Source organism: Ralstonia pickettii, from assembly GCF_001699815.1.
Lineage (GTDB): Bacteria > Pseudomonadota > Gammaproteobacteria > Burkholderiales > Burkholderiaceae > Ralstonia > Ralstonia thomasii.
Genome location: NZ_MCGB01000072.1, coordinates 39,788 through 66,567, shown reverse-complemented (window position 1 = coordinate 66,567; position 26,780 = coordinate 39,788). Strand labels below are relative to the sequence as shown.

The window sequence follows — 26,780 nt, the reverse complement described above, 5'->3', positions numbered from 1 at the left end:
TTTGTTAAACTCGCCGGATTCCCCATTTCTGCGTTTCCCCCCGCAATTCCGCCATGTCACAGTACGTTTTCACCATGAACCGCGTGGGCAAGATCGTTCCGCCCAAGCGCCAGATTCTCAAGGACATCTCGCTGTCGTTCTTCCCCGGCGCCAAGATCGGGGTGCTGGGCTTGAACGGCTCCGGCAAGTCGACCGTGCTCAAGATCATGGCCGGCCTCGACAAGGACATCGAAGGCGAAGCCACGCCGATGCCCAACCTCAACATCGGCTACTTACCGCAGGAGCCGCAGCTCGATCCCGCCAAGACGGTGCGCGAAGAAGTCGAGAGCGGCCTGGGCGAAGTGATGGATGCGCAAAAGCAGCTCGAAGCCATCTACGCGGCATACGCCGAGGAAGGTGCCGACTTCGACAAGCTCGCCGAAGAACAGGCGCGCCTGGAAGCCATCATTGCCGCCGGTGCCGGTGACAACGTGGAACTGCAGCTCGAAATTGCCGCCGACGCACTGCGCTTGCCGCCGTGGGACGCGAAGATCGAGCATCTCTCGGGCGGTGAAAAGCGTCGTGTCGCGCTGTGCAAGCTGCTGCTGTCGCGCCCCGACATGCTGCTGCTCGACGAGCCGACCAACCATCTGGATGCGGAATCCGTGGACTGGCTCGAGCAGTTCCTCACGCGCTTCCCCGGCACCGTTGTGGCTGTGACCCACGACCGCTACTTCCTCGACAACGCCGCCGAGTGGATTCTCGAACTCGACCGCGGCCACGGCATCCCCTGGAAGGGCAATTACAGCTCCTGGCTCGATCAGAAAGAGACGCGCCTGAAGCAGGAAGAGTCGAGCGAATCGGCGCGCCAGAAAGCGCTAAAGAAAGAGCTCGAATGGGTGCGCCAGAATCCGAAGGGCCGTCAGGCCAAGTCGAAGGCGCGTCTGGCCCGCTTTGACGAGTTGAACAGCCAGGAATACCAGAAGCGCAACGAGACGCAGGAAATCTTCATCCCGGCCGGCGAGCGTCTAGGCAATGAAGTCATCGAGTTCCAGAACGTCAGCAAGAGCTATGGCGATCGCCTGCTGATCGACAACCTCAGCTTTACGATTCCGCCGGGCGCCATCGTCGGCATCATTGGCCCGAACGGCGCCGGTAAGTCGACGCTCTTCCGCATGATCACGGGCAAGGAGCAGCCGGATTCGGGCACCATCAAGATCGGCCCGACGGTCAAGCTGGCTTACGTTGACCAGAGCCGCGATGCGCTTTCCGCAGACAAGACTGTCTTCGAAGAGATTTCGAACGGTTCCGACATCCTCACGGTTGGCCGGTATGAGACGCCATCGCGTGCCTACATCGGCCGCTTCAACTTCAAGGGTGGCGATCAGCAAAAGCACGTCGGCACGTTGTCTGGCGGCGAGCGCGGGCGCCTGCACTTGGCCAAGACGCTCATCTCGGGCGGCAATGTGCTGCTGCTCGATGAGCCGTCAAACGACCTGGACGTGGAAACGCTGCGTGCGCTGGAAGACGCGCTGCTCGAGTTCGCGGGCTGCGTGATGGTGATTTCGCACGATCGCTGGTTCCTCGATCGCATCGCCACGCACATCATCGCGTTCGAAGGCGATTCGCACGTCGAGTTCTTCCCGGGCAACTATCAGGAATACGAAGCCGACAAGAAGAAGCGTCTGGGCGAAGAAGGCGCGAAGCCCAAGCGTATCCGCTACAAGCCCGTTACGCGTTAAGCAGGCGCATCGGGCACAGGCGCGTCGAGGTTGCTGTCAAACTCGACGCGCTTGTGCGACCCGTCACAGAACGGCTTGTTCAAGGAGTGCCCGCAGCGGCACAGCCATGCCTGGCCTTCTTCTACGGCCAACTCGCGCCCGCCCTGGGTGGCGACCCGGAAGGTTCCCTTGATATGGTACGGCCCGTTGTTGCGGACCGTGATGACAACGTCGTCTGCCATGGCGGGTCCTCAGAAGAGCATGCCCTGCATGCGATACGCGAAGTGTCCGGGCTTGGCGTCGCGCATTAAAGCCATGAACTGATCCATGTCCATATGCACGACATTTTCGTGGTCGCCGGCTTCGAAGTAGACGTCGCCGTGGGCCATCAGACTGCTGTCGATGTAGGTGGGCATGCCGTAAGCCATGCCAACGGGTGGTACGGCGCCAGCATCGCAGTCCCGAAAGACTTCGCGCAACTCGGATTCATCGGCCAGTGTCAGGTCCAGGCGGCCAGTTTCCTTTTGCAATTCCGACAGATGCAGGTGATACGTCGATGGCAACACGGCCGCGACATAGCCGAGCTTGTCTTCGAGCAGCAGCGTCTTGGCCAGACGGTCGCCCGGGACATGTGCAGACTGCGCGGTCTCCGTGCTGGTATGGGTATGCGGATGGCGAATCACCTCGTACAGGCAGCCCTTGCTGCGCAGGCAGCCGTCGAGGGTGCTGGAGATCGACATGGCGTCCTCCCGTGTGCTGTGCGGCCGGCGGCGGGATTGCAGGGGGCCACTACGTCAGCATAGGTCGGTTTGCAGATTGCGCGGGCATTCGAGCGTACAAAAGCAACGGGCCGCTCGTGTGAGCGGCCCGTTGCCGATGTAGCTGCCTGTTGCCGCTAGGCGTTAGCGGTCCCAGCCGCGGTGCCAGCCGTGATCGTGGTGCCCTTCGTGTTCGTGCCATTCGCGTTCGCGCCACTCGTGGCGGCGCCATTCGCGCTCACGCCAGTCGTCGCGGTCACGATAGTAGCCGCCATAGATCACCGGGGCCGGGGCATAGACCGGGGCAGGGCGATATACCACGGGCGGGGGTGCATAGACAGGTGCCGGGGCCACATACACCGGCGCAGGCACGCCGATCGCCACGCCGACATCCACATGCGCCAGCGCCGCCGTCGAGGCGCACAGCGCGGCGCCACCCAGAACGAATGCGAGCAGTGTGCGTTTCATGATGCTTCTCCTTACGGTTGCGAGGCCGGGGGCTACTGTGCCGTCGACTTCGTGTATCAAGTTCGTGATGCCATTCTATGAACCGTTGGGCGCTTCAGGTGATACGCAAATCCTACGGATGTAACGGGAAGTAAAACGCCCCACCGGCAAGACGCTGGTGGGGCGCGGCACTTCAAGTGGGGTGGCGCGTTCAGCCCTGTGCAGCTTCCCAGGCCGCACGCTGTGCAGGTGACGACCACACCGCCAGGTGCAGTGCCGACAAGGAGAATGGATCGGACAGCAACACCAGCTTCTGCTTGCCCGTGAGCTTGTCCGGGCCAACCTCCAACGCATGGCGCACATGCGCCTCACGCACGGCAACCAAGCGCCGGTCGTGCGGAAAGCGCGCCGTGCCGATCGCGCACATCAGCGCGTTGGTGACGGGGTCGACCACGGCTTGGCGGAAATCCGGCATCGGCGGCGCATTGCGCAGGTGCTTGCGCGTGGCGCGCAACTCACGCGGCGGGCGCACTTCCTCGGGAATCATGAACAGGCGCAGGCGCCGCATGCGGCGGCCCAGGCTCACGCGGCTGGAGAACACGGACAGCGGAATCGACACGATCAGCGCGCCGACCACGGGCGACAGCCACCAAAGGAAGCTCGGGTTCAGCCAATACACGATGGCGGCCCAAACGATGCCGATGACGGTGTGCAGGCCGTGGCGGCGTACGGCGTCGCTCCAATGCGTCTGTGCATCTTCGCGCGGCGGCGACTTCCAGTGCACCTTCCAGCCGAGGAACGCGGCCGTCACAAAGCGCGTGTGGAACAGCATGCGCACCGGCGCGGCCAGCACCGAGAACACCGCCTCGATTGCCATCGACAACGCCAGGTGGATCGCCCCGCCAAAGCGTTTCGGCCCCTGCGCCCACAGGACGAGCACGCTCAGGATCTTCGGCAGGAACAGCACGGTGGCGGTGGCGGAAAACAGCGCGGCGGCTTTTTCCGGATGCCACTCCGGCCAGATCGGGAAGAGCTGGCGGGGCTGCGTGAAGTATTCCGGCGCGATCAGCGTGTGCTTGGCCAGCAGGGCCGTCGACAGGATCAGAAACAGGAACCACAGCGGCGCCGACAGATACGCCATCACGCCGGTGATGAACACCGCGCGGTGCACACGGTGAAAGCCCGGCGCGCCGAACAGGCGGAAGTTCATGAGGTTGCCGTGGCACCAGCGGCGGTCGCGGCCCAGCTCGTCGAGCAGGTTGGGCGGCATTTCTTCGTAGCTGCCGTCGAGGTCGTAGGCGATCCACACGGCCCAGCCGGCGCGCCGCATCAGCGCGGCTTCGACAAAGTCGTGCGACATGATCTCGCCGGAAAGCGAGCCCTTGCCCGGAATCGGCGCCAGCGCGCAGTGCTTGATGAACGGGTCTAGCCGGATGATGGCGTTGTGGCCCCAGTAGTGCGACTCGCCGAGTTGCCAGTAGTGCAGGCCAGCGGTGAACAGCGGCCCGTACACGCGCGTGGCGAATTGCTGGATACGCGCATACAGCGTGTCGCGGCCGGCGGCGCGCGGCGCGGTCTGGATGATGCCCGCGCTTGGCGCGCCTTCCATCAACTGCACGAGGCGCGTCAGGCAATCGCCGCTCATCACGCTGTCGGCGTCGAGCACGATCATGTAGCGGTATTTGCCGCCCCAGCGCCGGCAGAAATCGTCGATGTTGCCGCTCTTGCGCTTCACGCGGTGGCGGCGCCAGCGGTAGAAGATGCGGCCGAAACCATCGAGCGCGCGGCAGATGTGCAGCCATGCGTCGGCTTCTGCCGTGCGGATGTCCGGGTCGCCGGAGTCCGACAGCACGAAGAAGTCGAAGTGCTCCAGGTGTCCCGTGCGCTGCAACGACTCGTACGTCGCGCGCAGCCCCGCGAACACGCGCTGCACATCTTCATTGCAGATCGGCATGACGATGGCCGTGCGCGCATCGTCCGGAATCGTGGCGTCGGGCGTGGCGCGGCGCGAGATGACGAAGCGGTCGCCGTGGAAGGCCAGCAGCAGGAAGCCGGTGATGGCCGTCCAGAAGCCAGCTGACACCCAGCAGAACAGCACCGCAAACAGCACGATGATGATGGCTTCGAGCCAATCTGCGCCGTGGTATGGCAGCACTGTGCTCATCGCCCAGGTGGCAGCGATGGTCTGCGCGATCATCAGCGCGAGAAGCGTCAGGCGCCGGCGCGCCCCGACGAAGCGCCAGATGCCTTTCGGGTCGGGCGAGTCGGGCGCTTCATACGGCACCGGCTTCTGGCCGCCGTGCATCCAGCGGTCGATGGCCTTGCGCGCGCGCCAGATGGGCCCGAGCACCCACGGCCACGGCACCATCGACCGGCGCGCGGGTGCGGGGCCCGTATCCAGATGGATGCGGCCCTGGCTATCGTGCTCAAGCGGCGGTACCGGTTCAGCAGTGGGCTCCGTCGATGCGGCATTGGCGCGCGTGGCGCCATAGGCGGCATCCAGGCGCGAGCCTACGGAGGCGTAGGCCGGCGCGTCGGCGTCAAGCGAGGTTGTCTGCGCCGGGTCGAGCCTGGCCAGTGCGCGATGCAGCTTGGCAAGCGCCGCTGCATCGTCGTCGCCAGCGGTGATGCCCGCGTCGTGCAGCAGCGCAGCACGCGCATCGGCCGCCAGCGGCAGCGCTTCAAGGTAATGGTCTGCCACAGACTGCGCTGTGGCAGGGCTGGTGGAGGGGGCGGCGCCGGGAGCACCGCCAGTCTGGGCTGTCGTCACGTTCAGCCCGGCGGTAACAGGTAGCTCCACGTCTCAGAGAGTCCGGTGCCGCCGCTGCGCAGGTAGCCGCGCAATTCGACGGGTTTGTCGTCGTCGACCCGCTTGAGGCGCACGGTCACGCGCCAGCCGCCGGTCGCGGTGTTGGGCTGGCCGAAGATCGATTCGATCTTGCCGTTGGCATCTGCCGAGAACACCGGCTCAACCGGCGCATTCGGCGCCAGCTTGGCCAGTGCGGGGCCTTCAAAGTCGACCACGAAGGCGATCGTATCGTCAGGCTTGCGCTCGTCGGGGCGCTTGGTGGTCCAGCCGTGCGAGCGGCGCGTCTGCGTAACCCATGCCAGCGCTGGCTTCTTGTCGGCATCCTTCTGCCACAGCAGGCGGTATTCAAGGTTGAACGGCTGATGCGGCTTGGGCGGGTTCTCGGGCACCCAGTAGGCGACCACATTGTCGTTCGTCTCGTCGGGCGTCGGGATCTGCACAAGCTCCACGCGGCCCGCGCCCCATTTGCCGACGGGCTCGACCCACGCGCTCGGGCGCAGTTCATAGCGGTCGCCGATTTCCTGGTAGCTGGAGAACGCGCGGTCACGCTGCATCAGGCCGAAGCCGCCCGGATTGGTCGTCCCGAACGAGCTGACCAGCAGGCGCTTGGGGTTCGTCAGCGGACGCCAGATCCATTCACCCGTGCCGGAAAGCACCGACAGGCCGTCGGAGTCGTGCACCTCGGGGCGGAAATCCAGCGCAGGCGCCGGCTGATTCTCGCCAAAGAAGAACATGCTGGTGAGCGGTGCGATGGCCAGCTTGCTCACGTTTTCGCGCATGTACACCTGCGCCTTCACGTCGACCGCCGTATCGCTGCCCGGCTTGATGACAAAGCGGTAGGCACCCGTGGCGCGGCGCGAGTTGAGCAGCGCGTAGATTGTCAGTTCCTTGGCGTTGACCGCGGGGCGTTCGATCCAGAAATCGGTGAAGCGGGGGAATTCCTCGCCCGAATTGAGCGCGGTGTCGATGGCCAGACCGCGCGCGGACAGGCCGTAGACCTGCCCCTTGCCGATGCCGCGGAAGTACGACGCGCCCAGGAACACGATGACTTCGTCCTTGTACTTGGGCGTGTTCATCGGATAGTGCACGCGGAAGCCGGCAAAGCCGAGCTTCTGCACCTGTTTCGGATCGAGCTTGACCGGGCCGTAGTCGAACAGGCGCGGATCGAAGCGGATTTCGCGCACGCCGGCGGGCGACACCTCGTTGATCTTCACAGGCTGGTCGTAGTACGAACCCTCGTGGAAGAAGCCGAGTTCGAACGGCAGCTTGTCACGGCGCCAATAGGCCTGGTCGGACTTGAAGCGGATTTCGCGGTACTGGTCGTAGCGCAGTTCGCGCAGTTCGCGCGGCAGGGTGTCGGCGGGCGCCTGGTAAGGCTTGGCGGCCAGTTGCTTGGCGCGTGCGGCCACATCGTTGAAGCCGAAGGCCAGCGCAGCATGAGCCGAAGCCAGCGCCAGCAGGCCGACGGCCAGCCGCGCATGGCGGGCTACCGAACGGGTGCGTACAGCGCGGGCGGCTGACGGCATGCGGGAGGAAACAGCGGAGGGAATGTTCAAAATGAGATCGAGTCTATGCGGCGGGCCGAGGAACGTGACGCTTCGGTCCTGCCGGTCATTCGTCTGTGCCGCCGAGATTTTACCCGCCGGACCTTTGCGAGATCAAAAGCGGCAACATTTTGATAATGTTTCCGGCCGCATCGGGCCGCTATCCGCGTCAAATGGCGTGTAACCAAGCGGTTTCGAGCCGCTCGGCCATTCGGTTGACGGGAACGCAGGCCGTCTGCCGGCAGTCAGAATCGCTTTTCCGTGCGCCCGGATTCCCGCGTGGCACACTTTCGGCTCTTTTCTCAATGGAGTTCGCATGACCTGCTGGACGCGACGCGCCACTGCAACTGCTGCGCTTGCCATCTCGACCTCGTTGCTCGCGCCCGTGGCGTTTGCCGCACCCGCAGCCAAGGCTGCTCCCAAGGCCGCAGCACCCGCCAAGGCGGCGCGCGACCCTGGCGATGTGGCGGTGCTGCTCGATGCCTTTCCGCTCGGCAAGCCGCTGCGCAAGCTGCCTTCGTGCGAAGACGTCCGCGCGAATGGCGGCAACGACGTCGCCGAATATTGCTCCGACGCGCTGGAATCGCACGGCCGCACGCGTTCGCTGGGCGTGCCGCAGGCATCGCGCCCCGAGTTGATGGATGGACCGCAGGCCGTGCTGCTGATTGACCAGGATGGCAACATCGCCGGCATGTTCGTGCCGACGCGCGGCGTGGATACCGAACAGCGCGTCTTCCAGGCCTTGTCCGATCGCTACGGCAAGCCAGCGCAGGAAGGCAAGGCGCCCCTCAAGCTCAAGTCTGGCAAGACAGTCGATTCGCTTCGCGCACGTTGGGCGGGTCAGCAGACGATCATCACGATGTATGCGATTCCTGAAGAGCCACAGAACGGCACGGTGGAATTCCTTTGGGCGCCGCGCGCCGGGGCGGTCATGGACCAGATGCGTGCGGAAGTCGACCCGAATGCACCCAAACCGCCTGCGGCGTCCGGTGTGGCCGCGTCCGCGCCCGCCGCGACGGCCAAGCCTTCTGCAGGTAAGCCGATGCCTAAGCAGTGAACTTACGAACACCCGTTCGTAGTTTTCGGTTACACCGCTTACACCCGCATGACGCCGGCGTCGCTCGCGCCGGCTTATAACGTCGACATGGCTCCACTAGCGGGGCCGAAGGACGCTAATCATGAAAATCGTGGCTCTGGCCTTGTTGGCCGCGACGCTTGGGGGATGTGCTGTGTATCCGGCGCCGGTGGCTGTGGCGCCTGCGCCGGTTTATGCCGCACCGGCTTATCCCGCCTATTACGGCGGCTATTGGGGTGGACCTTCGGTGTACTTCAATTACCACCACCGCTGATCGGCAGTCGGCTGATCAGCGTCTAGTCCGTTGAACGCAGGCCCCGCCAGCCCGGCGCCAACGTCTGCGGCAAGCCGATCAGATCCAGCACGCGCCCGACCGTGTGGTCGACCAGGTCGTCGATCGTCTTGGGGCGCTGGTAAAAGCCCGGCACGGGCGGAAACACGATTCCGCCCATCTCTGTGACGGCCGTCATGTTGCGCAGGTGCGCCAGATTCAACGGCGTTTCGCGCACCATCAGGATGAGGCGGCGGCGCTCCTTGAGCGTGACGTCGGCAGCGCGCGCAATGAGGTTGTCTGACAGGCCATGCGCGACGGCCGCCAGCGTCTTCATCGAGCAGGGCGCGACCACCATCGCTTCCGCTGCAAACGAGCCGCTGGCAATGGTCGCGCCGATATCGCGCACGTTATGCACGACGTGCGCCAGCGCTTCCACCTCTTCGCGTGCCATGTGCAGCTCATGCTGCACGTTCATCAGCCCTGCGGGCGACATCAGCAGGTGCGATTCCACCCCCGCTGTTTCACGTAGGCCCTCCAGAACCTGCAGCAGCCGCACCCCGTAAATTGCCCCTGACGCCCCCGTGATCGCCACGATGATGCGGCGCACGGGTGGCGTCTGAGCCGTGGCGTTCGGGGTCGGAGTCACGCTGAAATGAGACCGTAGCTCAAGCAGCCAGCAGCGGCTGCAGCTCGCCGCTCTGGTACATCTCCATCATGATGTCCGAGCCGCCGATGAACTCGCCGTTGACATAGAGCTGCGGAATGGTCGGCCAGTTGGCGTAGTCCTTGATGCCCTGGCGGATTTCGTCGTCTTCCAGCACGTTGACGGTGTGCGGACGGTCCACGCCGCAGGCCTTCAGGATCTGGATGGCGCGGCCCGAAAAGCCGCACATCGGGAATTGCGCCGTGCCCTTCATGAAGAGGACGACGGGGTGGCCTTTGACGATCTGGTCGATCTTTTCGTGCGTGGTGCTCATGGGGAGACTCGATTGGGTGAGGGGCGGCAGCCGGGTTCCCGAGCTGACATCCACATTGGAAAACCCATCTATTTTAGCGAGGAACGCGCACCGGCGTTTTGATCCGGCCATTGCCCGCCGCTGCACCGGTCGTGGCCGGCTAGGTCCTGCGCGGTGAAGACGTTGGCGAAGCCGGCGCCGCCCAGCAGCGCTCGCACAGGTTCGCCTTGGTCGTAGCCGTGTTCGACCAGCAGCCATCCCCCGGAGACGAGCCGCGCCGGCGCCCCGGCGACGATGCTGCACAGGTGGCGCAGGCCGTCATCGTGGTCGGTGAGGGCGCTGGCGGGCTCGAAGCGCAGGTCGCCCTGGTCGAGATGCGCGTCGGTGGCGGCGATGTAGGGCGGGTTGCTGGCGATCAGGTCGAAGGCGGGTGGCGCATCGGTTCCGGCCAGCGCGCCGTACCAGTCGCCCAGCGCAGTCTGGACGTTGGTGGCACCGAGCGCCTTGGCGTTGTCGATCGCCACGGCCAGCGCATCGGCGGAGGCGTCGGTGGCCCACACGCGCGCGTCGCGCCGCGCCAGCGCAATCGTGATGGCGATGATGCCGCTGCCCGTGCCCATGTCGAGCACGGCCGGCGCATCGCACTCCTCGAGGTGGTCCAGCGCCTGTTCGACCAGCAATTCGGTATCAGGGCGCGGGATCAGCACGGCGGGCGTCACCTTGAAGGTGCGGCCGAAGAATTCTCGTTCGCCGAGCAGATACGCCATCGGCTCGCCGGCCAAGCGGCGCGCCGCGAGTTCGCTGATACGCGCGCGCGCGGCCACGTCGATGGCGCAGGTGTCTTGCGTGATGAGTTGCACGCGCGACAGGCCCGTCACGTGCGAGACCAGCATGCGTGCTTCCAGTGCGGGCAGGCCGGCACGGGCCAGCGCTGTCAGCGCATCGGCCACACGAGCCAGGGTTTCGGGCGAAATGACGGGAACAGACGACACGGCAACAGACTGGCAGCGGAGATCGGGCGCACAAAATAACACGGGCCCGGCCGATGTGGCGCGGGCCCGCGAGCGGGGCTGTGCGGTTGAGCGGCGCTTACTGCTTGGTCGCGTCCTTGACCTTGTTGGCCGCTTCCTTGGTGGCGTCAGCGGTTTTGTCTGCTGCAACCTTGGCCGCGTCGGCCGTCTTGTCGGCCGCGGTCTTGGCGGCCTCCTTGGCCTGCGCCAGCGCGCCCGAGGCGGAGACTTGCGCGTCCGAAGCCGCTTGCGACAGTTCCACCTTGGCGGCGTCCGCGGCCTTGGTCACGGCGGTGCCGGCGTTGTCGAGCGCCTGTTTGGCGGCGTCCTTCGATTGCTCCATCGCGCTCTTGGCCGCCTGGTCGGTGGCCTCGTCTTTCTTGCCGCAGGCGGCCAGGCCGAGTGCGAGGGTGGTGGCGACGGTAATAGCCAGCAGTTGGGTACGCATTGCGATTCTCCTAATCGTGATGTTGCCGCGCTTGTTGGTGAGTGCGTGCCGGATGCGACCGGCGATGCACTCGGCGTGATCGAGATCGATTATAGGAACGCGGGACCGTCTCGCCATCGCGCAAAGCTGTATCAAACGCAAGCGGATGTTACGGAGAGCGCGCTTTTTAACGATTGGGCGATCAGGCGTCTTCGCCCAGCGCCGCGAGCTGTTCCGCCTGGTGCTCAGCAGCCAACGCGCCCACGAGTTCATCGATGTCGCCGTCCATGATCGCGTCGATTTTGTACAGCGTCAGGTTGATGCGGTGATCGGTCACGCGGCCTTGCGGGAAGTTGTACGTGCGGATGCGGTCGGACCGGTCGCCCGAGCCGATCAGGCTCTTGCGCGCGCTGGCTTCCTTGGCTTGCGCCTCGCGCTCCTGGCGATCCTTCAGGCGCGCGGCAAGGACTTGCATGGCGCGGTCCTTGTTGCGGTGCTGGCTGCGGTCGTCCTGGCATTCCACCACCAGGCCGGTCGGCAGGTGGGTGATGCGCACGGCGGAATCCGTCTTGTTGATGTGCTGGCCGCCTGCGCCCGACGCGCGGAACGTATCGATGCGCAGATCGGCCGGGTTGATCTGGATGTCGGCCAGCGCATCGGCTTCCGGCATGACCGCCACGGTGCAGGCCGACGTATGGATGCGCCCCTGCGCCTCGGTGGCCGGCACGCGCTGCACGCGGTGGCCGCCAGATTCGAACTTCAGGCGCGAGTACGCGCCTTCGCCCACCAGCCGCGCAATCACTTCCTTGTAGCCGCCAAGGTCTGATGGCGATTCGCTCACGATCTCCACCTGCCAGCGCTGCCGTTCGGCGTAGCGCGTGTACATGCGCAGCAGGTCGCCGGCAAAGAGCGCGGATTCATCGCCGCCCGTGCCTGCGCGGATTTCCACGAAGATGTTGCGGTGGTCGTTCGGGTCTTTTGGCAGCAGCAGACGTTGCAGTTCGCCTTCGAGGGATTCCATCCGCTCGCGCGCGGCACGCAGTTCGTCTTCCGCAAACGCCTTCATGTCCGGATCGGCCGCCAGCTCCTGCGCGGTGGCGATGTCTTCCTCCGCCTGCTTCCATGCGGCAAATTGCGCGACCACGGGCTCCAGCTCGGCGTGTTCGCGCGTGAGCTTGCGATATTGGTCGAGGTTGGCGGTGGCGTCTTCACGCGCAAGCAGCGCGTTGATTTCGACGATGCGCTCGGCCAGTTGGTCGAGCTTGGACAGCATGCTGGGCTTCATTCGGGCAGTCGCGGAGGGAAACGCTGGAAGCGGAGGCGGCGCATGATACCGCGCCAGATGTTGCGCGCCGGGCGTGAAACCATGCGGCGCACGTGCGATGCGCTGGCCGCTAGCGCTCGGAGTGGCTGGACTGGCGGAATAGCGCCGGCAGCAGGTCGATGAGCTGTTCGCGGCCTTCGCCCTGCGCGTGGTTGAGCGCATGCGTCGGGCCGTGGAGGAATTTCTTGGTGAGCGCCTGAGACAGCGCTTCGAGCACCAGCGCCGGATCGTCGCCGCGGGCGAGCATGCGCTGGGCGCGTTCCAGTTCACCTTGGCGCAGCGTTTCAGCCTGGGCGTGCAGATCGCGAATGATCGGCACCACGCTGCGCGCATCGAGCCAGTGCATGAAGTTCAGCACGCGCGTTTCGATGATGGCCTCGGCCTGCGCCACGGCGGCCTGCCGCAGCGCGTTGCCTTCGCGCACGATAGCGCCCAGGTCGTCCACGGTGTAGAGGAACACGTCGGACAGACGTGCGACTTCGGGTTCGATGTCGCGCGGCACCGCCAGGTCGACCATGAACATTGGGCGGTGGCGGCGCTGCTTGATGGCGCGCTCAACGGCGCCCAGGCCGATGATGGGCAGCGTGCTGGCGGTGCACGAGACAACGATGTCGAACTCGGCAAGCTTGGTCGGCAGTTCGGCCAGACGCACGGCGCGGGCGTTCAGGCCCTGGTTCGACAGCGATTCGGCCAGCTTCTCGCCGCGTTCCAGCGTGCGGTTGGCGATCACCACTTCGCGCGGCGTCTGCGCGGCGAAGTGGGTGGCGCACAGCTCGATCATCTCGCCGGCGCCGATGAACAGGACGCGCTGATCAGCGATCGACTCAAAGATGCGCTGCGCCAGGCGAACGGCGGCGGCGGCCATCGACACGGAATGCGCGCCGATCTCTGTCGTGCCGCGCACTTCCTTGGCCACGGCAAAGGTGCGCTGGAACAGCTGATTCAGGTACGTGCCCAAGGCGCCCGCCTCGGTGGCGGTGCGCACGGCGTCTTTCATCTGCCCGAGGATCTGGGTCTCGCCCAGCACCATCGAATCGAGCCCGCTGGCCACGCGAAATGCGTGGCGTACGGCCAGCGACTGGCCGAGCGAATACACATGGGGCGCAAGTTCGCCGGCGTCGATGTTGTGGTGCTGCGCCAGCCAGCGAATGGCATGTTCGTGCGCGGTCTGTTCAGGCAGGTTGCCGTCGGTGGCGCAGTAGATTTCGGTGCGATTGCAGGTGGAGAGAATGGCGGCTTCTGCCGTGCTTCTGAGGTGGGGCAGATGCTGGCGCAGCGTGCCCAGCGCGGGCTTGAGCTGCTCGAGCGGAAACGCCACCTTCTCGCGCAGGGAAAGCGGCGCAGTGTGGTGGTTGATTCCGAGCGTCAGCAACTGCATGTGGGGCGGCCGGTTAAAGAAACGGCACGAATTTTGAGCACTCTGGATTATAACGCCCGGCCCCCGGATCAGCAGGACACAGGTCAAATCTGGTGACGTGTATGGATGAATGTCGGTTATTCGTCACGCGCCGCGCGGGGCACCGCCGTGGCCTTCCGCTGCGTCCTGCGCTAAGGTACGCGTCCAGTTGAATCGCTCAAGGGCAATACGGAGAACAGGCATGGGGTGGATCGGGCCGCTGTGGATCGGGTTGGCGGTGGGCGTGGCGGCGCGTTGGCTGCATCCCGCAGGCAAACGCCTGGGATGGGCGGCTGCGCTGGCGACGGGCGGAATTGGAGCGTTGGTCGGCTACTACAGCGGCCAGTTCGCTCACCTGTATGCCGATGGGCAGATCATGGCGTGGACGGCCGCCGTGGTAGGCGCCATGCTGCTATCTGCAGCATGGGGCCTGTTGCGCCGCTAGGGTGACTGTCCTGCGGCATTCTGGCGCGGCTTATCCCGCGCCCACGCCGGTGGTGCGCGCGTCGCGCGCGGCCAGATAGCCGGCCATCAGCGTTTCCAGCCGCTTGAAGTCCACCGGTTTGGTCAGGTGATCCGTAAAGCCCGCGTCACGACAGCGGGCGATGTCTTCTTCCATGCCGTAACCCGTAATCGCGATCGACGGGGCGGCTTGCCGCTCGGCAAAAACGCGCACCACGTCCAGGCCGCTGCCGTCCGGCAGGCCGATATCGCTGATCAGCAGATCGAACGTGCCGGATTCAGCGGCTTGCATGGCCGTGCGCGCGCCATTGGCCACGGCGACGCTGTGGCCGAGGATCTCCAGCATCTGCGACATGGCTTCGGCCGTATCGGCGTTGTCTTCCACCAGCAGCACGTGCAGGCCGCGCGTCGGTTGGGCGCGTGGCGAGGGCGGCGACGGCGGCGTCTCGGGCTGCACCATCTCGGTGGCCAGCGGCAGCGTGAGCGTGAACGTGGCGCCCTCGTGGCGGCCGGCGCTCTCAGCGATCAATGAACCCTCATGCTTCTGCACCAGCGCATAGGCAATCGCCAGGCCCAGGCCAAGCCCGCCAAAGCGCTGTGTGATCGATGCATCGGCCTGCTCGAACGCCGAGAAGATACGCGGCAGCGCGTCGGGTTCGATGCCGATGCCGTTGTCCTTCACGGCCACGGCCACGGTGGAGGGCGAGGGGTTCCAGACGCGCACCCCGATGGCGCCGCCTTCGGGCGTGAACTTGACGGCGTTGCGCACTAGGTTCCAGATCACCTGCTGGATGCGCGCGCCGTCGGCATACAGCCGACTGCGGCCCGCCTCGAAGCGCGTCTTGAGCGACAGCCGCTTGGCCTGCATGTCGTTGCGCGACATCTCCAGCGTGCTCTCCAGCAGCGGATACAGGTCGACCAGCGCAAAGCTCACGGCCAGCTTGCCGCGCGCAATGCCGGTGATGTCGAGCAGGTCGTCGATCAGGCGTGCTTCCAGTTCGGCGTTGCGGCGCACGACTTCGAGCTGCGCGACCACATAAGCAGGCAGATCCTGGCGCAGTTCCAGCAGATGCACGGCGGTCAGAATTGGCGTGAGCGGCGTGCGCAGCTCGTGCGAGAGCACGGCCAGGAAGTGGTCCTTGGCGTGGTTGGCGGTCTCGGCTTCTTCCTTGGCACGGCGCAGGGCGTCTGCGGCGATGCGCTCTTCCGTGGAGTCGCGGATGATCTTGGAGAAGCCGACCAGTTGCCCCGTCTCGTTGTGGATGGCGGTGACCACGCTGGATGCGTAGAACGGCGTGCCGTCCTTGCGCAGCATCCAGCGGTCGTCGGTGAGGCTGCCTTCGCGGCGCACGCGTTCGAGCTTGCGCTGGAATTCACCTGCCTCGCGCGCGGCCTGCGGATACAGAATCTCCGCCGATTTGCCGAGGATGTCTTCGCGCGCATAACCAAGAATGCTGCGCGACGCCGCATTCCAGGTGCGCACGATGCCCTGCGGGTCGAGCGAGAGCACGGCGTGCTCCTTGAGCGCGTTGATCAGCAGGCGGAAGTGCGTTTCCGCTTCGCGCAGGGCAGCTTCTGCGGCGATGCGCTGGCGGCGTTCGGCTGCTTCGGCCAGCGCCCGCAGCAGCACCACGGGCAGGCGCTGCAGGCGCTGCTTGATGACGTAATCGGTGGCGCCGCGTTTGAGCATGTCCACCGCATGCTCTTCGCCCAGCGCACCCGACACGAAGATGAACGGCGTTTGCGGTGCCATGCGGCGCGCAATGTCGAGCGCCTCCGCCCCCGTGAACTGCGGCAGCATGTAGTCGGCCAGGATGGCGTCGAAGGTTCGCGCGCTCAGTTGGGCGATGAAGTCGGTCTCGTTGTCGACCAGCGTGGTGTCAGCCTGCAGGTTGGCGGTTTCCAGCCGTGCGCGCGTAAGTTCTGCGTCGAGCGGATTGTCTTCGACCAGCAGCAGTTGAAGATTGGGCATGGGGGCGAATGCTCCGGATGGGCCGCTAGCTTACCGGCAGCAACGTGCGGCGTGCCCGGGTGGAGCCGGGCGGCGGTTCATTGAGCACCGCCCAGAATACGCCCAGGTCGGCAATCGCATCGACAAACGCCCGGAACTCCACCGGTTTGACCACGTAGGCGTTGACGCCCAGTTCGTAGCTGCGCAGCAGATCGGTTTCTTCGCGCGACGACGTGAGCATGACCACGGGCAGGCTCTTGAGCGCGGGCGTGGCACGGATCTCGGCCAGCACTTCCAGCCCGTCGACCTTGGGCAGCTTCAAGTCGAGCAGCACCACGGCAGGGTTGCCCGGCACGCGTTGCGCGTACAGGTTGCGCGCGTGCAGGTAGTCCAGCGCTTCAGCGCCGTCGCGGGTGACGACCACATCGTTGGCAAGCTGGCTGCGCTCCAGCGCCAGCAGGGTCAGCTCGAGGTCGTTCGGATTGTCTTCAACGAGCAGGATGGGTTTGAGCATGGTGGCAATGAGCGTGGAAAGAACCATCAGGCATCGCGAGTCACGGGTGTGCGGAGGCCCGCTGCGGATGCCGCCTGCGGGTCCGGCGTGCGCGGCAGCGCGAAGTAGAACGTCGCGCCGCGATCAAGCTCGCCCTCGGCCCAGGTGCGGCCGCCGTGGCGATCGATGATGCGCCGCACATTAGCCAGGCCGATGCCGGTGCCCTCGAACTCGTCCATGCGATGCAGCCGCTGGAACACGCCGAACAGCTTGGCCACGTATTCCATCGAGAAGCCCACGCCGTTGTCGGCAATGCGCACGATGGTTTCGGCGTCGGTCTGTTCGGCGTCGATATGGATGCGCGCCGGGTCACGGCCGCGCGTGTATTTGACTGCGTTGGAGAGCAGGTTGCGCATCGCCAGTTGCAGGAATGCCGGGTCGGCGCGCACCACCGGCAAGGTGGCGATGTCCCATTCAATATGGCGACGTCCCTGATCTGGCGTCAGATCGCGCACGACGCCGCGCACGAGCTGTGCGAGATCGACGTCGGTCAGATGAAGCGCGCCGCGGCCCATCTGCGAAAAGGTCAGCAGATCGTCGACCAGCTTGCCCGCAAAGCGCGACGACTCTGAGATCGTCTGCAGAAAGTGCCGCCCGCGTGCCGAGACGTGCTGGCCCTCCATCTCGTCCAGTAGTTCGGCATAGCCGGCGATGTGGCGCAGCGGCGCGCGCAAGTCGTGCGATACGGAATACGAAAACGCTTCCAGTTCGTGGTTGGCGCGGCGCAGTTCGCTGGCCAACTCCGCGGCTTCTTCCGCGCGGCGCAGCACGATGTTCAGGACGGCGTAGCGGAACTCCGCGGCGGTTTCCACTTCGCTTGTGCGCCACGGGCGCGAAGTGTGCGCGATGCGCTCCTGCCAATGGCGGGTGCGGCCCAGCACGTGCTGGCTGTCGTGGGCGATGGCCGCGTCCGGTGCGTCGCCCGCCCAGCGCACGGTGTGCGGGGTTTCGGGGCGGAACCACAGCACGTAGTGGCGATGCAGTTGCGAAACCTGCACGGCCAGCACGCCACTGGCCTGGGGCAGCAGCGCTGCGCTGTCCGGGTAGGTGGCGGCCACACGGTCGGTGTGGAAGACCTCCCCGGGGTGCGCATTGGCCAGCCATTCGGTCAGGCGCAGGATGCTGGCTTCGTCAGGCGCGGCACCGATGCGCACGCACTCGCCCTGGCGAACGATGGCGGCGCCGCTGGCCGAGGCAAAGCGCAGCAGATCGGCGGGATGTTCGAGCAGGCCTTCGTGGAAATGGTCACGGTCGGCCATCGCGGCCAGCAGGCGCACAAGGATGCGTCGCAGTTCCAGCCGGTGGGCGATCTCGGCGCGATCTTCCTTCGCTTCGATCTGCAGCGACAGAATCTGCGCCAGGTGTTCGCATGCCGTGCGCACTTCAAACGACAACGAACAGGGCGTCGCATGGTGGCGGGCGATCAAGCCCCACAGGTTCCCGCGCACCGTAAGCGCCAGCGTGAGCGACGCCTTCGCGCCCATGCGGCGCATGGTTTCGCGCTGCGCATCGGAAGCCGCGCGCAAGGCCGCGTAGGTCAGATCGGTCGTCCGCCCGGTGGACGGATGCAGCGGGGGCACCAGCCCCACCGGCGTGTCGTCGACGTCTGCCACCAGGCGCAAGGGGTTGTGGCTATACAGATTGCGCAGTTCGGGCGTTATGCCGGCGCCAGACAGGTGCGTACCGACCAGCGTGTCATAGGCCTCGTTGCGCGCTTCAGCGAGCGCTTGCAAGGAGCCATCGCGCTCAATGCGGTAGATCGTGACGCGGCCAAAGTGGGTGAGGTGGTGGACTTCGCGCGCGGCGAGGTCCGTCAGCGCATCGATCGTGCCTACGGCTTGCAGGCTGGCGACAAAGGTGCGCACCAGCGGATACATCGACGCAAACGCGCCGTCGGCCGCATGCATGGCGGGTTCCACCTCCAGGATGAGCGTGCCCTTGTGCCGATGCACCACCGCGTCGAGTGCGTGCCCGTGCGGCGTCAGGAGTGTGCCGATATACAAGGGGTGTCCGTCGATGCTGTGCGTGCCCAGGGCGCGCTCCAGCACCTCGCGCCCCGCCGTGCCGATGACATGGTCAACAGGCGCCTGCAGCGCGGTGGCCAGTGGCGTACCCAGCGCGGCCTCCAGGTTTTCACTCACCTGATGGATGCGCAGATCGGGTTCGGACAGGCACAGCAACACCCCGCGCGACTGGATGGCAGCGTTGCTGCCGATACCGGTCGAGGCGTCGATGTCGTCAATTGCAGACAAGGGCGGAGGCGATTGCGAACTCATGGCGTTGGGCGAGTGCGCCGTCCGAACGGTCCTGGCTGAATGCCAGTCGGGGCGGCGGGCTGCCCCGGGCGGAAGCGGCCTGCCGGGGTTCAGCGTATCTGCCGCGTTTCACGCAACCGGCGTGCCAGCGACGTGAAAATGGCGCAGCGATGGGCCTTGCCGAGCATCGAAGCCGTCTTGTTCACTTGCCCGCGTGTAAAAAAGTGATGCTGGGCCGCCTCAACGTTACAAGGGTGGGGACGGCATTCGTCTGGCGGGCCACCGCTGCGTGCTTGCGCCTCGCCCATGAAAAAAGCCCCGCAATCACTGCGGGGCTTTCTCGTTGGACGTGCGCGGGGTCAGACGTTGAACAACATTAGCAAGTCTACGGGTATATGGACACATCGAATGGCTGAGCAATCAACAACTTAGGTGATTCCTTGTGTCGCTCGTGTGGCCAGTAGATATGGACACTACAAAGCCTGAAGTGTACATCGAGCAGAGGCTTCTCAGAGCCCTTGCGTGGGCCAACCGCGCAGCCGCGGTAGAGCAGGTACATGGGCGGACCTTCGTCGGCGTCAGTGGTGGCCCTCCCTGCCGGTCACGGATCTGCGCCGTGCTGCTATACCTCATAGCAGCGGTCCAGTCCGAACAGCGTGCGCATTCGCTCGTCCTTCGCCGCGGAAGCACCGGTGAGATCGATCACCGCCAGCCTCTGCCGGGCCCTAGAGCAGCAGACGTAGAAGACATTGCGAGACCGCTTTGCGCGCTCTGGTTTCGCCGTCTCATCCGCACCGGACAGGTACTTGTCGAACGAATAGAAGGTCCACGCGGCGCCGGAGTCGTCCAGCACGACCAGCACGGTATCGAACTCGTCTCCCTTCACGCCATGCTTGGTAGCAAACGGCGTGCTGGTCATGAAGAACCGGGCGAAGGCGGCGACCTGCTGGTAGGGAAGCGCGAAGAAGGCCCCGTACAGCGTCGCCTCCAGTTGCTCGCGCTCTTTCGCGGCATCATCCATCTCCGCAGTGAGGATGGGCTGCGTGTTTACAAGCCGGAGGGCCAAGTCATCGGTCAGTGGGAATAGCTGGCGGTCGCGGATCGTCTCAAGCACTTCACGGACTGTGCCGGCAGCTCGCTTTGCCGTCAGGGCATTAAGCGCATCGCGCACGCCAGACTTTGCTGTGCGACTGGCTAGTCGGTGCCCCGCGCCATGGAGCCGGCCCAGCGTCTCGCCGATCTGCCCCTTCTCCCAGGCCAGGGCCAGCGGTTCAACCTTCTCCAAGAAGAACGCAATCCGCCGATCAGAGCCGTCGGTGAGGGCATCCTTGGCAAAGGACCCACGATCCGTGAAGGCCTGAAGCAAGTCAGCAAAACCAGCCTTGCGGGCAATCAGCCGATGGGTGAGGTAAAGCTCGCGTGTTCCTTGGCTTGCCAGGTCCCAGTTCAAGGTGTCGGTCAGCAGGTCGCGTGCGCGTTGAAGACCCGCTTCATCGGCACCAGCCGCAACGCGGATGTACGCTACGTCGCCTTGCGCGTTGTTGCTCCCAGGTATCTGCGTGATGTCGGTCCGGATGTTGTTCAACACATCCATGACGCGCAGCGAGCAACGACGGTTCTCGCGCTTGACGATGACCTCAAGTGGCGCTGCCAGCTCAGCTGGAAGTTCGCCGATCCCCTTGTGTTCTCCATGGTGATAGATGTTCTGCATCTTGTCACCGAAAAATCCGAGCACGAGCTTGTTGCCAGCCAGCGGTAGCATCCGGCAAAGCAGGATGTCGATCACTGCTTCGCTGGTGTCCTGGTACTCGTCGATGAAGATGTAGGGGTAGCGGCTCGCCACGATGCGCGCCAGCTTGTCGTATCTGGTGTAGGCGATGCGCGCGATCGAAAGCAGGTCGTCGTGATAGATCCGACCCTCGAGGAACTTGGAGCCCCGGTCCGAGTACTTCACCTCAAGCCGGGCGGCGACCCTTGCTGCTAGTTCCGCTTGATCAACCCGACGCGAGCTCCCCGTGGGGAGTGCAGCATTGAAATCGAGCAGAGCCTGCCGAAGGGCTTGCTGGTGGGGCTGCAACGTGCTCCATAGGAAGTCATGGATAGTCGAGACACGCACCAAAGAGTTGCCCTGGATGCGGTCAATCACCTGGTCCTTGGCCACATTGGTATAGGTGATGCAGGCGATCTGCTGCCCGTCACGCCTGAGCCGGTCGGCGACCGTCGGTGCACAGAGCTTCTTCAGACCCTCGACGAGAGAGTAAGTCTTGCCCGCGCCGGCACCAGCGTCGAGAACGAAACTGCGACCCTCGGCGAGGCATTCGGCGATGCGCTCGTCCGCTGTCTTTTCGGGCGCGGCCGCGGCTACTGCTTCGCCAACCATTCGAGCCCCTCGCGGATGTACATCGGTGTGGCCCAGCCTTCGTTGGCCAGCAGATCAAGCGCAAAGTCGACCTTCGGCAGACTTACGTTGTAGGCGTCCGCGGTCAGGGCTGCGGCGTCAGCATGAGTGAATGTTTCTCCGGTGGCCAACATCTTGGCTTTGTTGGCGGTCAGCCATGCCGCGTTCGCGTAGACAAAGGCTTCCTCGAAGCTGCGAGCGCACGGTTGGCCGACTGCTTCCGGGACTTGATAGGCAACCCGGACACGTCCAGAGGTCTTTTGTGCTTCGCCAGCCGCCATCAGCACAGGCAAATCAGAACTTCCTGGAAGCCACTGAGACAGGGTTGCATTACTGCTGACATGCCCGTTTGCGACGGGCGCCTTCTTCTTGGTTGTGCCATCGATCGAATCCAAATCGGTGATGACCAGAGCCGGCAACTGCAAGAACTCGATCAGCTTGCGGAAGAGATGTGCGTACGCGCCGCCCACTTCTACCGTGCAGACATAAGTCGAGGTTAGCTTGTCGCGCAGTGCGATATCCAGGGCGGCGATTAGGCGAGGCAGAAGCATGCGCTCGACTTGCCCTTCGATGAACACGAGCTTGTCCGCGAAGAACATGTCGCATCGAGTGGTCGTCAAGTACTTCCGCAGGAACTCCATCGCGGCCTTTTCGGGGTCGGTCGTTGCAGAGCACTCGAAGGACAGCAGGTCCTTGATCTCGACCGTTCCCTTGTTTCGCCGGAAGTAGCGAATCGGCGCGAAGCCGCAGTTGGCCGCCATGTGCGATGAGTGCGTCGTCAGCAGCAGTTGCACGCCGGTCTCACCCGCAGCGGGTGTGAGGAACTCGCTGACCTTCTGGACGAAGACCGCCTGCATCTGAGGATGCATGTGCACCTCGGGCTCCTCAACGACGACCAAGTGGACACGGGGACGATGCTCGAGGTCAGACTCCACGTCCTCACGGAAGGACTTGAGGCACAGAACAATGTAGATGAGGTTCTTGAACCCGAGTCCGTTGTATCGCTCGGGAAGCTCGAAGGCCTGATCAAGCGCTGCCGCGGGTCCCTCGGCTGGTGGCGTCGTTGCGCTGGCCGCCGAGTAGTAGACGCGCGTCGTGTCCTTGAAAAGGCCATCGGCGCTGAGCTCAGCGCGCACAGTTAGCTTGGGGGATTCCGGATGGCCGAACTTCGCCAACCCCTTCATCAGGCCGTCGAAAGCCTTGACGTACTGAGGGCCAAGGATGGTGGACTGGTCCCGCAGCGTCTTCTCGAGTGCCTTGAAATCGTTGGGAGCATCGACTTTGTAGCGGCGCTCGTAGTGCGTGTGGAGCAATGTCGAGAGGCGCGTGGCCTTGCTGCCTTCTTCACGGTCGTCGATGTGGCGCTGAGCGCTGACGACGTCGATGCGGATCAGCCGCTGCAAGATGCCTCGGTCGGGCAGGCGCTCGGCTTCGCTGCCGTCAGGGCTCAACTTGAATTGGTCGAGCTTGTAGTGGTCATGCAGGGTGGCCGCAAGATAATCGAAAAGCGACTGATCGTCGTCCCGGTCCTTCAGGTAGGCCTGCGCCAGTTGCTCGGGATTCGCAGGCGCGAAGCGGATTTCGACCATCACCGAGGCGGACGCATCCTCCAGATCCATCAGCAACTCCCCTGCAATCGCCAAATCTGGGCCCGTGTCGTCGTAGTCGAACTTGAGGCGCAACGACAAGACCGGCAAGTCGGGGAGGGGCGGTGGCGCGGCTACTGCAGCTTCGCCCCCCGCGGGTGCGGCCGCCGCAGGCGGCGCTAGGACGTGCTGCTCAAACTTCTTTAGGGCATCGCGACACCCCAGAGAAAAATCATTGATCGACAGCTGCTTGATCGGCCTTTGCAGGAAGGTCAGCATGGCCTCGATGGCCGAAGTCTTGCCGCTATTGTTGGGGCCGACGAGGATCGTGGTGATGCCTGTCGTGTCCAGCCGCATACGGGCGTACTGCAGCAGCCGGAAGTTCATGATGGCAATTTCGGACAGCTTCACGTCCGGTCTCCCTTTCCCTGCCCAGGCGCCTTTGTCTTGATGCTATTGCCTGGGGGCCCGCGTGGCGGTCCTGCGAAATTGTACGTTCGATCTGCCGCTTGGCAATGCTGTAAGCCTGAATAGGTCCGCAACAGGTTCGCCGCCATCGGCGGCAAAGGACTAGTGCGCAGGGTTGCATTTGTCTGATTTTCTGAGGACGCGGCGTGGACATTGGACTAGCGTCCCATTTTTGACCGGCAGCTCACGTACCATCTCGTAACTAAAACGAAAATGGGGAGAACGCCTCAATGGAACTGCTGATGACCGTTCTGATAGCAAGTCTGTGCGGCTATGCGGGTGCGCACTTTGCCGGGCGGGGCGGTAAACGTGCTGTCATCATTAGCACTGACACAAAAGCAAGTGCATACAGAGAGCTTCTGGATGCGCTGCTAAGGTAATTGACCAGGAAAACGCTGACATGGGCATGATTGGGGACATTGCTGAGGGCATTAAGGCAGTTGGGCAGATTGCCGTAAAGCCACTACTTGCCATCGCACTCGCTAGCGGGGCACTTTTATACGCTCCGGCACACGCTATTGCTGCAACAGGTCTCGCGGACTTTCTCGCGAAGTATCGAATGTGGATTGGATTCGCGTTACTGGCTTCCTGTGCCTATCTGCTCGCGCACGGGCTCGCATGGGTTTTCAATGTAATCGGCTCGTTGCTAGACGATGCGCGGATGCGTAAGGTCAGACGAAAGTGGCTGACAACGCTTACACCGGACGAGAAGGCAGTTCTGATTCCCTACATCCGCGACCAGGCCGCGTCGGTCACTTACAGCCTAAACGACGGCGCCGTGCGAGGGTTGGAGGGAAAGAGGGTACTGTATAGAGCATCATCCGTTTCATATGGACTTGGGTTTCCGTTCAACATGCAACCATGGGCTCGTGAAATTCTCTCGGCGGAGCCTGAGCTTCTGCTGTAGGAAAAATTCGATGAAACGCACAGTTCTGTTCGCGGCAACCGTTCTCGTTGCCACTGTTGCGCAGGCAGCAGACAACGGACTCCCCGCTGACTTCGACCCCGCCAGGCTTATCACCTATGGACGGGCAACTGGCCAACTCCCGAGCGTCCCGACAGCGAAGCCAGGCGATCCGAAACTGGAAGACCTAATTGTCATGCCCGGTTCGCAGGAGAAGGAAGACTCGACGCTGGTTCTCGCACACGGCCTCTCAGCCGGGGCCGCGCCCACGCACGCTACGGTTTTGGATAGCTGCCGGGAGTGGGTCGCACAGTCGAACACCGACCAAGGCCGCTTGGTTGAAATGGGATACGCCACGGGCTTTATGAATGCTGTTGAGGTGTACGGGCCGAAGATCAGGACTGTCACCATCGGAGAGATCGCGGATTCTTTCACGCGCGTTTGTCGTGAACACCCGGAAGTGCCGCCGCAACTCGCAGCGCTTGGCGTCATCATCGAGTTTCAGGCCGACAAGCCGACGAGGTAAGCACAAGCCGCTGCTGTCCAGCTGAACAACCCACATTCGGAAAGCCAATGAAGATGTCGGTGACCTCGACCTAGCCCTTTTGCAACGTGCGTCAGGAAGCCGTGAAGGTGGATTTGTTGGACCTGATCACTAGTGCTGGTCAGGCCGCAACGTACCTACTTTTGAAGGGTATCCGCATTTCGTGGTTGATTTCGCCTTGTGCGGTGCAATGTATCGTGCGACATGGGCGAATGAGGGTCGCCGAACGGCCAGAAGCAGCCAACCATACGCATTTGCCGAACGGCCGAAGTAGCATTACGTTCGGCCGCTGGCACCACTTAAATGTATCGCCGGCCGACGAAGGACTAAACAGCTCCACGTCCGCGCAGTGCGCTGCCCTCGAAGTGGGGGTGAGCCCGTGAGCCAATTCAGGCGAGCGTGCGGCGCAACACGATGGGCTTTCCGCCCATGGTCTGTTTTGTCATCCAGGCTGCCAGCGCGGAATCCAGGTAGTCGGCATGAATCGGGAACCAGTCAAAGAGAGCCATCCCCAAGCTTCGAACCACGTCGGCGCCGGCCTCTCCTAGCGCCACGGCTTGCTTGACGTCACCGACCGATTTGAGCACAGCCGCATGCTCGGCGAGGTGGCAGTCCCGCGGAGGGAAGTTGGTGGAGCGCATCCATTCATCTTCCTGCTCAAAATGGCTGATCGCGTGCTGCTCGAATCGTTCGATTGCATCGGCGGCGCTCGCATCCGAGCAGGTCACCAGTTTCAGTGCAAGCGTGTGAAACTCCTCGTGCACGTCGTCCATGGGCGTGAACCCGAGGAGACGCATATCGGACCAGGCGAGACTGTTGTCGCTGGCCGGCGTCGGCGCACTGGTATCCCGTGTGGTTGGGGCGCGGGAGGGAGTCTGGTCGCTCATGGTCAAGTCCTCGTGTTGGGTTCGTGCGTTGCGGCGGGATGTATCAGAGGTCCAGAACCAGTTCGCCCGATTTTGCACGCGATACGCAGACCATGATCTGCGTGGCTTTCTCGTCGTCCCGCAGCACCATGTCTCGATGATCCGCCTCGCCCGAGCACAGCGCGGTCCGGCAGGATCCGCAGGTGCCGCTTTCGCATGAGCTTGCAACGTGCACATTTTCTGCGCGCAGCACATCAAGGATCGATCGATCAGCCGGGATGTCCAGCGGCGTACCGGTGCGCTTGAGCCGAACGATGAACGGCGTGTTCACTTGCGCGTTCGCGTTATTGGCGCCAAAGCTCTCAAAGTGAACCGTGCCAGGCGGCCAGTGCCCCGTCATGTCGCGCACCGTGTCCATTAGCATCTGCGGCCCGCAGCAGTAGATGTGTGCGGCCTTGGGGCGCTCGAACAGGGTCCAGAAGTCGAATGATTTGGTGGGGTCGCCGAGATCGTGGTGAATTTTCACCCTCGAGCGCCATTGGTCGCTGCTGAGTTCGTCCAGGAACGCTGTACCTTCCGGGTCGCGAGCCAGGTAGTACAGCTTGAAATCCCGCAATCCTTCCGCCTTCAGTTGGCGCGCCATCGAGAGCATCGGCGTGATGCCAATGCCACCCGCGACAAGAATGAACGATTTCGCGCGCTCGTCGAGCGGAAATTCGTTTCGCGGCAGGGATACGTCAATCAGATCACCGGTGGACGTGCCGTCGATCAGGCTCATGGAGCCGCCGCGACCATTGCTGTCGCGCTTGACCGCGATGACGTAGCGATGACTTTCCTGCGAATCGTTGCAGAGGGAATAGCTGCGGCGCATGCCATTGGGCACCACGACGGTCAGATTCGATCCGGCTTCGAATGGCGGAAGAGGCGCGCCCTGCGGATCGGTCAGTTCAAAGCGCCAGATGTCGCGCGCAATCTTTTCCTTCTCCGCGATCGTCAGCCGCAGAAAACCGGTGTCCTGGGTAGTCATGCCTGTCTCCGTCTACTTGTCTACTTGTTTCGTTTTCATTTCAGCG

Annotated in this window: 25 protein-coding genes; 7 read left to right on the top strand and 18 right to left on the bottom strand. The window is 63.9% G+C overall.

Annotated features, from left to right (window positions below; all coding sequences use genetic code 11):
* Positions 1–53 precede the first annotated feature (53 nt).
* Positions 54–1,721, top strand: a complete 1,668-nt coding sequence (gene ettA, locus BEK68_RS14675) for an energy-dependent translational throttle protein EttA (RefSeq protein ID WP_012436510.1) — start codon at positions 54–56, stop codon at positions 1,719–1,721.
* Here the strand turns inward: ettA and BEK68_RS14670 are convergent.
* From BEK68_RS14670 to BEK68_RS14650, 5 genes are all read right to left on the bottom strand, one after another.
* A complete protein-coding gene (locus BEK68_RS14670) occupies positions 1,718–1,942 on the bottom strand; it encodes a CDGSH iron-sulfur domain-containing protein (RefSeq protein ID WP_004634673.1) in 225 nt (74 codons plus the stop codon). The genes ettA and BEK68_RS14670 overlap by 4 nt on opposite strands.
* A 9-nt stretch (positions 1,943–1,951) precedes the next feature.
* On the bottom strand, positions 1,952–2,440 hold the full coding sequence (locus BEK68_RS14665; RefSeq protein ID WP_004634675.1) for an aminoacyl-tRNA deacylase: 489 nt from the start codon (positions 2,438–2,440) through the stop codon (positions 1,952–1,954).
* 162 nt (positions 2,441–2,602) lie between these two features.
* Entirely contained in the window at positions 2,603–2,926 is a 324-nt protein-coding gene (locus BEK68_RS14660) for a hypothetical protein (RefSeq protein ID WP_009241972.1), read from the bottom strand.
* A 190-nt stretch (positions 2,927–3,116) separates the two neighbouring features.
* A complete protein-coding gene (gene mdoH / locus BEK68_RS14655) occupies positions 3,117–5,705 on the bottom strand; it encodes a glucans biosynthesis glucosyltransferase MdoH (RefSeq protein WP_024542172.1) in 2,589 nt (862 codons plus the stop codon).
* Positions 5,678–7,240: a glucan biosynthesis protein G gene (locus tag BEK68_RS14650; RefSeq protein ID WP_012436508.1), complete on the bottom strand. Its 1,563-nt coding sequence runs from the start codon at positions 7,238–7,240 to the stop codon at positions 5,678–5,680. The genes mdoH and BEK68_RS14650 overlap by 28 nt, the downstream gene beginning before the upstream one ends.
* Positions 7,241–7,574: 334 nt before the next feature.
* Here BEK68_RS14650 and BEK68_RS14645 point away from each other — a divergent pair, with 334 nt between their 5' ends.
* Together BEK68_RS14645 and BEK68_RS25775 are read left to right on the top strand one after the other, a co-directional pair.
* Positions 7,575–8,315: a hypothetical protein gene (locus tag BEK68_RS14645; protein ID WP_012436507.1), complete on the top strand. Its 741-nt coding sequence runs from the start codon at positions 7,575–7,577 to the stop codon at positions 8,313–8,315.
* Between the two features lie 121 nt (positions 8,316–8,436).
* Positions 8,437–8,607 (top strand): hypothetical protein, encoded by a 171-nt coding sequence (locus BEK68_RS25775; RefSeq protein WP_004634685.1) that lies wholly within the window; start codon positions 8,437–8,439, stop codon positions 8,605–8,607.
* Positions 8,608–8,629: 22 nt separating this feature from the next.
* Here the strand turns inward: BEK68_RS25775 and BEK68_RS14640 are convergent, their stop codons facing one another.
* From BEK68_RS14640 to hemA, 6 genes are all read right to left on the bottom strand, one after another.
* Positions 8,630–9,253 carry a UbiX family flavin prenyltransferase gene (locus tag BEK68_RS14640; protein WP_004634689.1) on the bottom strand — a complete coding sequence of 208 codons (624 nt, stop codon included), beginning with the start codon at positions 9,251–9,253 and terminating at the stop codon, positions 8,630–8,632.
* 19 nt (positions 9,254–9,272) lie between these two features.
* Positions 9,273–9,584: a Grx4 family monothiol glutaredoxin gene (gene grxD, locus BEK68_RS14635; RefSeq protein WP_004634690.1), complete on the bottom strand. Its 312-nt coding sequence runs from the start codon at positions 9,582–9,584 to the stop codon at positions 9,273–9,275.
* Between the two features lie 68 nt (positions 9,585–9,652).
* Positions 9,653–10,555, bottom strand: coding sequence for a peptide chain release factor N(5)-glutamine methyltransferase (prmC, locus tag BEK68_RS14630; protein WP_012436505.1), 903 nt, complete (start codon positions 10,553–10,555; stop codon positions 9,653–9,655).
* A 97-nt stretch (positions 10,556–10,652) separates the two neighbouring features.
* The gene (locus tag BEK68_RS14625) at positions 10,653–11,021 is read right to left on the bottom strand and encodes a hypothetical protein (RefSeq protein ID WP_004634695.1); all 369 of its coding nucleotides are present in this window, start codon (positions 11,019–11,021) and stop codon (positions 10,653–10,655) included.
* Between the two features lie 181 nt (positions 11,022–11,202).
* Entirely contained in the window at positions 11,203–12,285 is a 1,083-nt protein-coding gene (gene prfA, locus BEK68_RS14620) for a peptide chain release factor 1 (protein ID WP_012436504.1), read from the bottom strand.
* A gap of 109 nt (positions 12,286–12,394) precedes the next feature.
* Positions 12,395–13,702: a glutamyl-tRNA reductase gene (gene hemA / locus BEK68_RS14615; RefSeq protein WP_004634699.1), complete on the bottom strand. Its 1,308-nt coding sequence runs from the start codon at positions 13,700–13,702 to the stop codon at positions 12,395–12,397.
* A gap of 220 nt (positions 13,703–13,922) precedes the next feature.
* Between hemA and BEK68_RS14610 the strand changes: the two genes are divergently transcribed.
* Complete coding sequence (locus BEK68_RS14610; protein WP_004634701.1) at positions 13,923–14,165, top strand: GlsB/YeaQ/YmgE family stress response membrane protein; 243 nt, start codon at positions 13,923–13,925, stop codon at positions 14,163–14,165.
* A 30-nt stretch (positions 14,166–14,195) separates the two neighbouring features.
* Here the strand turns inward: BEK68_RS14610 and BEK68_RS14605 are convergent, their stop codons facing one another.
* The 5 genes from BEK68_RS14605 to BEK68_RS14585 all read right to left on the bottom strand — a co-directional run bounded on the left by BEK68_RS14605 (position 14,196) and on the right by BEK68_RS14585 (position 23,336).
* On the bottom strand, positions 14,196–16,154 hold the full coding sequence (locus BEK68_RS14605; protein ID WP_012436503.1) for a hybrid sensor histidine kinase/response regulator: 1,959 nt from the start codon (positions 16,152–16,154) through the stop codon (positions 14,196–14,198).
* A gap of 25 nt (positions 16,155–16,179) precedes the next feature.
* Positions 16,180–16,647: a response regulator gene (locus tag BEK68_RS14600; RefSeq protein ID WP_024542170.1), complete on the bottom strand. Its 468-nt coding sequence runs from the start codon at positions 16,645–16,647 to the stop codon at positions 16,180–16,182.
* 26 nt (positions 16,648–16,673) lie between these two features.
* Entirely contained in the window at positions 16,674–18,938 is a 2,265-nt protein-coding gene (locus tag BEK68_RS14595; protein WP_249262925.1) for an ATP-binding protein, read from the bottom strand.
* Positions 18,939–19,563: 625 nt separating this feature from the next.
* Positions 19,564–21,321, bottom strand: coding sequence for a UvrD-helicase domain-containing protein (locus tag BEK68_RS14590; RefSeq protein WP_004637242.1), 1,758 nt, complete (start codon positions 21,319–21,321; stop codon positions 19,564–19,566).
* The gene (locus BEK68_RS14585; RefSeq protein ID WP_004637239.1) at positions 21,303–23,336 is read right to left on the bottom strand and encodes an ATP-dependent nuclease; all 2,034 of its coding nucleotides are present in this window, start codon (positions 23,334–23,336) and stop codon (positions 21,303–21,305) included. Before BEK68_RS14585 ends, BEK68_RS14590 begins: the two co-directional genes overlap by 19 nt.
* A gap of 287 nt (positions 23,337–23,623) precedes the next feature.
* Between BEK68_RS14585 and BEK68_RS25770 the strand changes: the two genes are divergently transcribed.
* The 3 genes from BEK68_RS25770 to BEK68_RS14575 are packed head-to-tail and all read left to right on the top strand — an operon-like array spanning position 23,624 to position 24,823.
* Positions 23,624–23,773: a hypothetical protein gene (locus BEK68_RS25770; protein WP_004637232.1), complete on the top strand. Its 150-nt coding sequence runs from the start codon at positions 23,624–23,626 to the stop codon at positions 23,771–23,773.
* Positions 23,774–23,793: 20 nt separating this feature from the next.
* The gene (locus BEK68_RS14580) at positions 23,794–24,300 is read left to right on the top strand and encodes a superinfection exclusion B family protein (RefSeq protein ID WP_004637231.1); all 507 of its coding nucleotides are present in this window, start codon (positions 23,794–23,796) and stop codon (positions 24,298–24,300) included.
* A gap of 10 nt (positions 24,301–24,310) precedes the next feature.
* Complete coding sequence (locus BEK68_RS14575) at positions 24,311–24,823, top strand: hypothetical protein (RefSeq protein ID WP_004637229.1); 513 nt, start codon at positions 24,311–24,313, stop codon at positions 24,821–24,823.
* Between the two features lie 407 nt (positions 24,824–25,230).
* Here BEK68_RS14575 and BEK68_RS14570 read toward each other — a convergent pair whose 3' ends face one another.
* Positions 25,231–25,728 carry a bacteriohemerythrin gene (locus BEK68_RS14570; protein WP_004637226.1) on the bottom strand — a complete coding sequence of 166 codons (498 nt, stop codon included), beginning with the start codon at positions 25,726–25,728 and terminating at the stop codon, positions 25,231–25,233.
* Between the two features lie 43 nt (positions 25,729–25,771).
* Entirely contained in the window at positions 25,772–26,734 is a 963-nt protein-coding gene (locus BEK68_RS14565) for a PDR/VanB family oxidoreductase (RefSeq protein WP_004637224.1), read from the bottom strand.
* Positions 26,735–26,780: the final 46 nt, after the last annotated feature.

Coding starts and splice junctions, on each gene's coding strand:
- BEK68_RS14575 (WP_004637229.1), top strand. CDS start 24,311: ATGAAACGCACAGTTCTGTTCGCGGCAACCGTTCTCGTTGCCACTGTT.
- BEK68_RS14670 (WP_004634673.1), bottom strand. CDS start 1,942: ATGGCAGACGACGTTGTCATCACGGTCCGCAACAACGGGCCGTACCAT.
- ettA (WP_012436510.1), top strand. CDS start 54: ATGTCACAGTACGTTTTCACCATGAACCGCGTGGGCAAGATCGTTCCG.
- BEK68_RS14580 (WP_004637231.1), top strand. CDS start 23,794: ATGGGCATGATTGGGGACATTGCTGAGGGCATTAAGGCAGTTGGGCAG.
- hemA (WP_004634699.1), bottom strand. CDS start 13,702: ATGCAGTTGCTGACGCTCGGAATCAACCACCACACTGCGCCGCTTTCC.
- grxD (WP_004634690.1), bottom strand. CDS start 9,584: ATGAGCACCACGCACGAAAAGATCGACCAGATCGTCAAAGGCCACCCC.
- BEK68_RS14660 (WP_009241972.1), bottom strand. CDS start 2,926: ATGAAACGCACACTGCTCGCATTCGTTCTGGGTGGCGCCGCGCTGTGC.
- BEK68_RS14645 (WP_012436507.1), top strand. CDS start 7,575: ATGACCTGCTGGACGCGACGCGCCACTGCAACTGCTGCGCTTGCCATC.
- BEK68_RS14625 (WP_004634695.1), bottom strand. CDS start 11,021: ATGCGTACCCAACTGCTGGCTATTACCGTCGCCACCACCCTCGCACTC.
- BEK68_RS14605 (WP_012436503.1), bottom strand. CDS start 16,154: ATGCCCAATCTTCAACTGCTGCTGGTCGAAGACAATCCGCTCGACGCA.
- prfA (WP_012436504.1), bottom strand. CDS start 12,285: ATGAAGCCCAGCATGCTGTCCAAGCTCGACCAACTGGCCGAGCGCATC.
- BEK68_RS14665 (WP_004634675.1), bottom strand. CDS start 2,440: ATGTCGATCTCCAGCACCCTCGACGGCTGCCTGCGCAGCAAGGGCTGC.
- BEK68_RS14570 (WP_004637226.1), bottom strand. CDS start 25,728: ATGAGCGACCAGACTCCCTCCCGCGCCCCAACCACACGGGATACCAGT.
- BEK68_RS14610 (WP_004634701.1), top strand. CDS start 13,923: ATGGGGTGGATCGGGCCGCTGTGGATCGGGTTGGCGGTGGGCGTGGCG.
- BEK68_RS25770 (WP_004637232.1), top strand. CDS start 23,624: ATGGAACTGCTGATGACCGTTCTGATAGCAAGTCTGTGCGGCTATGCG.
- BEK68_RS14590 (WP_004637242.1), bottom strand. CDS start 21,321: ATGGTTGGCGAAGCAGTAGCCGCGGCCGCGCCCGAAAAGACAGCGGAC.
- BEK68_RS14565 (WP_004637224.1), bottom strand. CDS start 26,734: ATGACTACCCAGGACACCGGTTTTCTGCGGCTGACGATCGCGGAGAAG.
- BEK68_RS25775 (WP_004634685.1), top strand. CDS start 8,437: ATGAAAATCGTGGCTCTGGCCTTGTTGGCCGCGACGCTTGGGGGATGT.
- BEK68_RS14650 (WP_012436508.1), bottom strand. CDS start 7,240: ATGCCGTCAGCCGCCCGCGCTGTACGCACCCGTTCGGTAGCCCGCCAT.
- BEK68_RS14600 (WP_024542170.1), bottom strand. CDS start 16,647: ATGCTCAAACCCATCCTGCTCGTTGAAGACAATCCGAACGACCTCGAG.